The organism is Bacillus sp. JJ664, assembly GCF_036962205.1.
Classification (GTDB): domain Bacteria; phylum Bacillota; class Bacilli; order Bacillales; family Bacillaceae_G; genus Gottfriedia.
The window spans coordinates 1-8,800 of record NZ_JBALMS010000049.1; the positions used below are offsets into that span (position 1 = coordinate 1).

6 protein-coding genes and 2 pseudogenes are annotated in these 8,800 nt (G+C 31.3%); 5 read left to right on the forward strand and 3 right to left on the reverse strand.

Annotation, left to right across the window (positions count from 1 at the left end; all coding sequences use genetic code 11):
* The 3 genes from V7056_RS08625 to V7056_RS08635 all read left to right on the forward strand — a co-directional run.
* Nucleotides 1-960, forward strand: a 960-nt coding sequence (locus tag V7056_RS08625) for a nucleoside hydrolase (protein WP_499701079.1), incomplete at its 5' end; no start/stop codon positions are given.
* Between the two features lie 75 nt (nt 961-1,035).
* Nucleotides 1,036-1,527: a DinB family protein gene (locus V7056_RS08630; RefSeq protein WP_499701080.1), complete on the forward strand. Its 492-nt coding sequence runs from the start codon at nt 1,036-1,038 to the stop codon at nt 1,525-1,527.
* Between the two features lie 466 nt (nt 1,528-1,993).
* Nucleotides 1,994-3,097, forward strand: coding sequence for a GGDEF domain-containing protein (locus V7056_RS08635; RefSeq protein WP_499701081.1), 1,104 nt, complete (start codon nt 1,994-1,996; stop codon nt 3,095-3,097).
* A gap of 898 nt (nt 3,098-3,995) precedes the next feature.
* Here V7056_RS08635 and V7056_RS08640 read toward each other — a convergent pair.
* A complete protein-coding gene (locus tag V7056_RS08640) occupies nt 3,996-4,196 on the reverse strand; it encodes a cold-shock protein (RefSeq protein ID WP_499701082.1) in 201 nt (66 codons plus the stop codon).
* A gap of 208 nt (nt 4,197-4,404) precedes the next feature.
* Here V7056_RS08640 and V7056_RS08645 point away from each other — a divergent pair, with 208 nt between their 5' ends.
* The gene (locus tag V7056_RS08645) at nt 4,405-5,760 is read left to right on the forward strand and encodes a trypsin-like peptidase domain-containing protein (RefSeq protein WP_499701083.1); all 1,356 of its coding nucleotides are present in this window, start codon (nt 4,405-4,407) and stop codon (nt 5,758-5,760) included.
* A 527-nt stretch (nt 5,761-6,287) separates the two neighbouring features.
* Nucleotides 6,288-6,389, forward strand: a pseudogene (locus V7056_RS08650) (MGMT family protein); the annotation flags it as partial.
* A 156-nt stretch (nt 6,390-6,545) separates the two neighbouring features.
* On the opposite strand, the pseudogene V7056_RS08655 reads toward V7056_RS08650, so the two are convergent.
* Together V7056_RS08655 and V7056_RS08660 are read right to left on the reverse strand one after the other, a co-directional pair.
* A pseudogene (locus tag V7056_RS08655) lies at nt 6,546-7,607 on the reverse strand (AI-2E family transporter); the annotation flags it as partial.
* 112 nt (nt 7,608-7,719) lie between these two features.
* A partial coding sequence (locus V7056_RS08660) for an LTA synthase family protein (RefSeq protein WP_499701084.1) occupies nt 7,720-8,800 on the reverse strand: 1,081 nt, incomplete at its 5' end.

Consider the following 8,800-nt stretch of genomic DNA (forward strand, 5'->3'; position numbering starts at 1 on the left):
GTTAAACAAGTTCTCCTATTCACTGATTTAGGTATTGATGATGCATTTACAATGTTATATATCCTTTTTAGAAAAGATATAGAACTAGTAGGGATTGTGGCCGATTATGGTAATGTAACTAGAGATAAGGCTGTATGGAACATCAATTATTTAAAATATATTACTGGTAGACAAGAGATTCCTGTATTTCTTGGTGCATCAATCCCATTAACAGGAATTGGTGTGGAAACTTTTCCTGAGGTACATGGGGAAGCAGGTTTAGGGCCAATTATTCCTCCAAAAATTAATTATCCTGTCTATCCTATTAGTGAAATGTATCATATGAAAAATATTGATTTACAAAACTTAACGATTATTAATCTAGGTAGACTGTCTTCTTTGGCAACAGCATTCGTATTAAATTTAGAAATAATGGAAAATGTGAAGGAATACATTTGCATGGGTGGTGCTTTTTTTTACCCTGGAAATGTGACTGCAGTAGCTGAAGCAAATTTTCATTTGGATCCTTATGCAGCTAATTTAATTGTACAATACGCAAAAAATTTAACGATTATTCCATTAAATGTAACTCAACATGCGATTGTTACGCCAGAAATGGTAAATCAAATTAATGATTTTCATCAAATGACTCAGGATCCGGCAGGGTTGATTATTAAACCAATGTTAGATTATTACTATAATTTCTATTCAAAATCGAATCCTGGTATTGAAGGAAGTCCTATACATGACTTTTTAACGGTTTGGTATTTATTGCATCCAAATGCCGTAGGTCTGTCAAAAGTACCAATAAAAGTAATTCCCGACCAAGGTGAAGGCTTTGGCCAAAGTATTGCAGATTTGAGAGCTACACCAGACCCGAAATATAAAACACATAGTGTCGCTTTTCAGTTTGATTATGAATTATTTAAAAATGATATAATGAATACATTCTTAACGAATCGTTTTCTTCCTAGTAAATAATGTTGTTGAAGAATAAAAGAAAAGCAATTTATCTCCTAAATTCACAATGAATCTTTCTACTATTAGAGGTGTAAAATGAACAAAAATGAGTATCAATGGGTTAAACAGAATCGCAAAATACTGCTAGATTTTTGCAGTAAAATTGATGAAAAAGATCTTAATCGAAGAATTGATGGGTTTGGTTTTCAAAGTATAAAAGAAACGTTGATTCACGTGGCAGATTGTTATCATGCATGGATTGGTTCTTTTATTCTACAGAAAACTACGAAACCAATTACGCCAAAGGAATTTGTCATTCATGTTAGTTTAAATGATATTAAGTTACGTTTTGAACAAGCAGATGAAATTTTAAATGAGTTTTTTGAATCATCCTCTGAACAAATGGATGTGCCCATTCAACAGTCAATTCCTTGGCGAGCTACTACTGAAGTCATTTCGATGACGCCTCGAAAATTACTGATGCATACAATCACACATGAGTATCATCATAAAGGACAAATTGTATCCATGGCACGTACAATGGGTTATCAACCGCCTAACACAGATATTTTAGGAACGGATGATTAATCTAAATGAATGGAACTAAATAGTCTCATATTAGGTTCTATGAGAACTATAATGTAATAGCTTAGAAGCATGATTCCTAATCAAAGGGAAGTTGTGCTTTTTTATTTTTTAATTAGTTGGGCGACTGTCTCCATTTATTATCTTGTAAAAATAAGATTTGCTAATCATAGCGGATTCATATACTTCTTTACTAGGAAGGTTAAATTTATAGCAAATATTATTAATATAATAACCTAGTAATCCTCGATCCTTCTTTCAAAGGTAGGAAAACCATTTCATGGTTTTAAAGAAAGTATTAATAATAATTTTAGTGAGAAATTTCAACTGGGTAAAGGGTATTATTATGATACCCTTTAGATAAAATCTAAGTAGTTGTTGACGTTTCAACTAAGTCTTCATTGTTACATCCAAATCATTGCAAATGTCATTTTAATGCACGATATGGTATCATATTTTGGGTGATAAAATGATTATTAAAGAACTATTTTCAAACCTTGCAATATTAACTTCATTACTTTTTATGTATAGTCAATTAACTAAAAATAGTCCATTGAATCGCAAATCTTCTTTTATAAGAAAGATAACCATGGGAATTTTAGGAGGTCTACTAGGAAACATGCTTATGCAATATAGTATGCATGTTGGTGATACACTGGTTGATCTGCGACATATTCCCATTATCCTTTTAGCTTTTTACAGTGGACCGATTCCAGCCTTTGTATCCATGATTTTAATAATAGTGGGACGTTTTCTAATCGGAGTTAATTTGTCGTCCTTTTTTAATATTCCATTGATGCTATTAGTGACAACTGGCGTGCTCTATTTTTCAAGAATGAAATTATCTGGCAAAAAGAGAGTTGTTCTATCTTTAACCTGGAACAATTTAGTTTTTACAGTCATCGCAAGCTATCTTATTAAAAGCTTTCATATACTTATTTTATTAATACCAGCTTATTGGTTGGTTTCTTATATTGGGGGATTTATCGCATTTTATATAATAAATTATATAAGGTCGATCCAATCCTTATTTAGTAAATATAAGAATGAATCTACAATTGATGGATTAACTGGTTTGAATAATTATCGTAAATTTGATGAAATCTTTAACACATTAATAAAGACAATTGACCAAAAACAAGAAAAGCTCGCATTACTGTATATTGATATTGATTTTTTCAAGAAAATTAATGATAGGTATGGACATGTAAATGGGGATGAAGTTTTAAAAGAACTTGGTGAGATATTACAAAAATGTGCGAGATCTTTTGATATTATCAGCAGAAATGGTGGGGAAGAATTTACTGTTTTATTAATGGATAGTTCATTAGATAAAGCCAAAGAAATATCAGAGAAGATAAGAAAAACTGTTGAGGAATATCCTTTTCACATTTCTGAAAAAAAAATATTCATTACTGTTTCAATTGGCATCGCTAGTTATAATGAAACAACTATGGACTTGAATAATCTCATTGATGATGCTGATAAAGCTCTATACATAGCTAAAAAGACCGGTAGAAATAAAGTATGTATATCCAATAATGAGTTAATACTTAATTCTTTTGTAAACTAAATAGAACACACAATATAATACTCAATATATAAAAATCTCCTTATAGACGTAAAGGGGATTTTTGTTTTATATTTCATTAAAAACAGTTAATATAGCTTATTTCTTTCAGTCTATACTTCAACCGTATTAATACATATAAACAGGATTACGCTTTATTTTACTGGCCAAACAAATCGATATATAACTTTGTATAACTACACAAATTCTGGTATTACTGAGATTTTAACGTCTATAAAGGATGTTTATATCAAGTACTTAGAAGTAGGTTTTATTCCTAATGAAGAATTAGAAAGGTTAAATAAGAAGATTAGTGCATTTAAAGATTTCTACGAGAGTATTCCACGAAAAGTAAGACCTGAATAAGTTTGTGGTAAATTTGTACATTCATTTTATATGGGCTATAATACCTTAAACCATTTTCTTTACTTGATATACCCTTAGTGAACACCCTTATTCGAAATTATGAATAAGGGTTTTTTATTTCGAAAAAAGAGAAGAACCCATAAATAAACTTACAAGATTCTTTAAAGAGGCTCCTTTTTTTCGTACACTTAGTTCTTTCCATAATATCAACTCTTATTATTCTATTGGCAATGTAAATCTTAAAAAATGGAATACTCTCTGCATGCCATACATATATTGAATCTTGTGGGTTTTCTTTGTGCCAATACGTGTTTCGGTTGTTTACTGACATAGACTCTGAGTAATCGAAACAAAAACGATTGATGAAGCAAAGAACTTCAACTGTGGCTTACGTAAGCAATAAAAACTTTCTCATGATTCATTAGGCTAATAGAAAAATGAGGATCATATAAGCTTTCTAAAATGCAGTTCCTACATACTTAAATAAAAAAAGACAAATCTTTTAAAAAAAGATCTGTCTTTGCTATTTATATAATTATGCTTTTTGAACGTTAGTCGCTTGAGGTCCACGTTGACCTGACTCTACATTAAATGTAACTGCTTGGCCTTCATCTAACGATTTAAATCCGTCAGTTTGAATAGCTGAGAAATGTACGAATACATCATCACCATTTTCGCGCTCGATAAATCCAAAACCTTTTTCTGCATTAAACCATTTTACTTTACCATGTTCCATATTTGTTGCCTCCTAGCGTGTGTTACACACAATATAATACTTAATTCTAACAGTAATTGTAAATATAATCAAATTACATAAAATTAAATGATTTAAAAATAGTATTGACCCCAAATACTTTAACCTCTTTTTATATTTTTCTTAATATTCATATAGTAATGACGATATAATAATTGGGTTATTATGGAATTAGAACGGAGGAGATTGAATGAAAAAGTTTACTAGTCTAGTATTATCAATGTTGGTAGTTTTATTCTTTGTTCAAGGTTATACAAACAGCGCATCCGCTGCAACTTTAAATTCATCTATCAAACTAACACAATCAAAATTAAGCATCTATGTAGGTCAGAGTAAACAACTAACATATAAGGCACAAAACATTAAGAAAAATCCTATAGTATGGTCAACAAGTAATAGTGGAGTAGTGTCGGTGAAAAATGGGAAAGTAACAGCATTAAAGCCAGGTAAAGCTAACATTACTGTTTCTGTTCCAAAACTGAAAATCAAAAGTGTAGCAACAGTTTCAGTATCTAAAAAGAAACTATCTGCTAAAGAAGCATTTGATAAAGTAAATAAAAGCGTTGTATACATAGAATCATATAACCAAAATAATCAATTGGTTGGAACTGGTAGTGGGTTCATTGTTTCAAAAGACGGAAAAATCGTTACTAACCATCACGTGGTTTCAGATGTATCTTTAGTATCAAGAGTTAAAATTAAACTCTCAAATGGCATAACTTACGAGACTAGTAGGGTTAAAGGGTATAACGCGGATAAAGATATTGTTATTCTGAAGATTGATGGTCCTACAAATTTACCTGTTGTAACACTTGCTGATTCAAGTAAAGTTCAAACAGGTGAAAAAGTATATGCCCTTGGTTCACCTAGAGGAGTTCAAAATACGATTACAGAAGGTATTGTTAGCAATAGAAATGTAGTAATTGGAAAGAATCAATTTATCCAAACAAGTGCGCCAATTACACCAGGTAATTCAGGAGGAGTACTCGTGAATATATATGGTGAAGTAATTGGAGTAAATGATCTTACCCGTATAGATGCACAAAATATGAATTACGCTATACCAATTAATGTATATAAGCAAATTCCAGCAAACTCTAACTATGATTTAATTGAAATAAATAGAGCATATTATGTTCCAGCACATGGTAAGGGTTCTGTTGAAGAAGAAGAAAGTAATAATACGATTGATGATGCAGATTATATCCCTTACTCAGATGCAATGTTATATGGAACGTTTTCAAATAATCAAGATATGGATTTCTATTACTTTTTAATTACAGATAATGAAACTGTATCTATTATTGCTTCAACGACAGATGCTAAATATAGTGAAGACCTAACGTTTGCTTTATATGACGTTGATGGTGAATTTATTGATGTCTGTACTGCAGAATGGGATCCAGAGCGCCAAAGGTACTATTGTTATTTATCAAACGATTTAACTCCAGGCTTTTATCACATTGGTGTCTATGTAGATCCTCAGGCTAAGTACAATAACGCTGGTCAAGAATATTCGGTTTCAGTTTGGATTGGACAACAATAATTATTAGTTTGTAATAAAGGGCTTCCAAAATCGGAGGCCCTTAAATATTTACCTATATAGTAAAAATAGTAAAAAGGGATTCTATATTGAACCCCTTTTTACTATTTTTCTTTTTTAATAATTTGTCCGGATTAATAATAAGAAAGTGTAATGCATTGCTTTCATATTAAAAGTTGTGACTATGTACGCGATGATTACATAATTCGCAGTGAGTTTCAAAATGTTCATCACCTTTTGGTAAATACGATTCAAAATCCCATTCTGTTCTAGCTTTATCGAAGTCTTTCTTAGCAACCAAGTTTTGAATTGCTCTTACGCTTAGGATAGAGTAGGGGGAGTCACCTATTTTATTGCCTGTTATAAACAATGCCTTTTCGTCAGAAGGTAATTTATATCGTTCTTTACGTATGTTTATGTATTGTTTTAGATCATCTAGCAAACTTTGGGTAATGGTTTGTAGAATGGTTCTTTTTAGAAGGTAACGATAATATAACGCCTTCAAATAAACTACCTAGTATTTCAATCATCTCTCTTGTCATCGTATTATCGGTTCAAATGGTAAATTAACTGGATATGCTGGTGGATTATGGAGAAAAGAGTGGCTGTTGAGCAGGGAGAAGAATTTGTGATAAAAAAAGCCGGTAACGCTGTATTATAAATACATCGTTACCGGCTTTTTGGATGAATTAATCTTTTTTATTTAGTTCAGGATCATCATCGTTTATGTTAATCTCAATGTTTGTTTCAATCTCGTCATCTATTATTTTATCAGCAAATTTAGCCTTTTTTCTTAAACGTATAATCCTTGTAATATTAACAACGACCACTTTACAGATGGCATATGTTGGCACAGCAAGAATCATACCCATTACACCAGCAAAATTGCCTGCAAATAATAATAAAAGAATGATTGTAAGTGGATGGATATTTAGTTTTTTACCCATGATATAAGGCGAGATTAAGTTTGAGTCAATTTGTTGAACGATTAAAATAATTAGTACAACAAGTAAAGCTAATTTTGGTGATATAAGGGCGGCAATAATTACAGCAGGAGCACCACCGATAAATGGTCCAAAATAAGGAATAATATTTGTGATTGCTGCGACTAAGCCTAAAATTAAAGCATTTTGTAAACCGATAATGCTATATCCGATAAATGTACCAATACCTACAAAGATACAAACTAGCGTTTGTCCCTGAATATAGGAAGCTAACGTTTCACTTGTTTCTTTCGCTATGTGTATTGCTTCATTTCGTAAACTTGGTGGTAAAAAGCGAGACATAGCTTTAGGGAACTTGTGGCCATCTTTAAACATGTAAAATAAAATGAATGGAACTGTTAAGATGATTAAAGTTACATTGCTTAATACACTAAAAATGGCTCCGATTCCACCTGTTATCCCACCAATAAAGACAACAGCATAATCTGCAACCTTTTGTTCTATATCTTTAATCTCAACGTAATTTTGACTTCCTAACCATTCTTCTAATAGTCCAAGTTGATTAGTTGTTTGATCCACAATTCTTGGCATTTTATTTACCAAATCTTTAAACTGTTCCATTAAAGTTGGGAATATATTAACAGTAGATATGACTGCGACTAAAATCAAAACAACATATAAAATGATAATACCAATCGATCGTGGAATTTTTTTTCGCTCTAAGAAATCTATAATTGGAGCGAATAAGAAGTAAAGAAAGACTGAAACAAGTATTGGCGCGAACAATGTACTAATTAAGATAGCGATTGGTTGGAATAAGAAAGTTATTTTCGTTCCAACAAATAATACTAAAAATAATAATAATAGTTCGATCGTCCAGAATAATAATTTTGAATTTCTAAACAATGTAAAGCCCTCCTTTTCTAAAATTTATATAAAGTGCAAATATATATAATATTTTAAATGTCCTATATAACTACCATATTATAACAAAAAGAGATGCTTGTAAAAGCACCTCTTACTCATTTGGTTCTGTGATTGTTTTCATTGTACCAGTTTTATATTTGTTATTGGTATAGAATCTGAATAAGTCACCGTACACAATGTTATCTGATAGCGTTAATTCTTTTTTCGCTTTGTCGATTAATTGTTTAGACTCTTGTTCATCAACTTCAACTTTTTCACCAGTAAATCGATCGTAGAAGGTAGTAGACCCAGCTACATAATAATATTTACTTGTTACGAAGCTACCGTCTCTGAAAACTGTAAATTCAGGATGATTTGGACTAAATAAGTCTTTTCCGAATTCAATATCAGTTTTAGTATCGACCCCTAGTAGATGTAGAATAGTAGGTTTAACATCGATTTGACCAGCAATTTTTGAAATTGTTTTACCAGTTTCTTGTTTTGGTAAATGAATAATTAATGGCGTACGTTGTAAGTCCATGTGATCATATGGAGTGATCTCTTCTTTACCAAGGAATTGAGCCATTGCTCTATTATGATTCTCTGAAATACCGTAATGATCACCATACATGACAATAATAGTATTATCGTATAGACCCGAAGATTTCAAACCATCAATAAAATGTTTAATTGATTCATCCATATAGCGAACCGTCGTTACGTAGCGATCTAATGTTTCGTCACCAGAGTTGAATTGATCAATATATTGATCTTCAGGATCTAGTGTAAACGGATAATGGTTAGACAATGTTAAAAAGCGAGAGTAAAACGGTTGTTTTAATTGATTTAATAAAGGTAATGATTGTTGGAAGAAATCCTCATCCTTCAATCCCCAGTTAACAGAATTTTCATCATTAATATCGTAATCTACTTCATTGAAATAGCGATCATAACCAAGAGTAGGGTACATTACATTTCGATTCCAGAAACTTTTATTATTTGCATGGAATACTGCTGAATAGTATCCTTTATCTTTTAATAATTCTGGAGTGCCCATAAACTCATTATTAGCATGAGTGAAGTATACAGCACCGCGATCTAAAGGATATAAAGAATTATCAATGATAAATTCAGCATCTGATGTTTTACCTTGACCTGTTTGGTGATAGAAGTGGTCAAAATAATAACTTTCT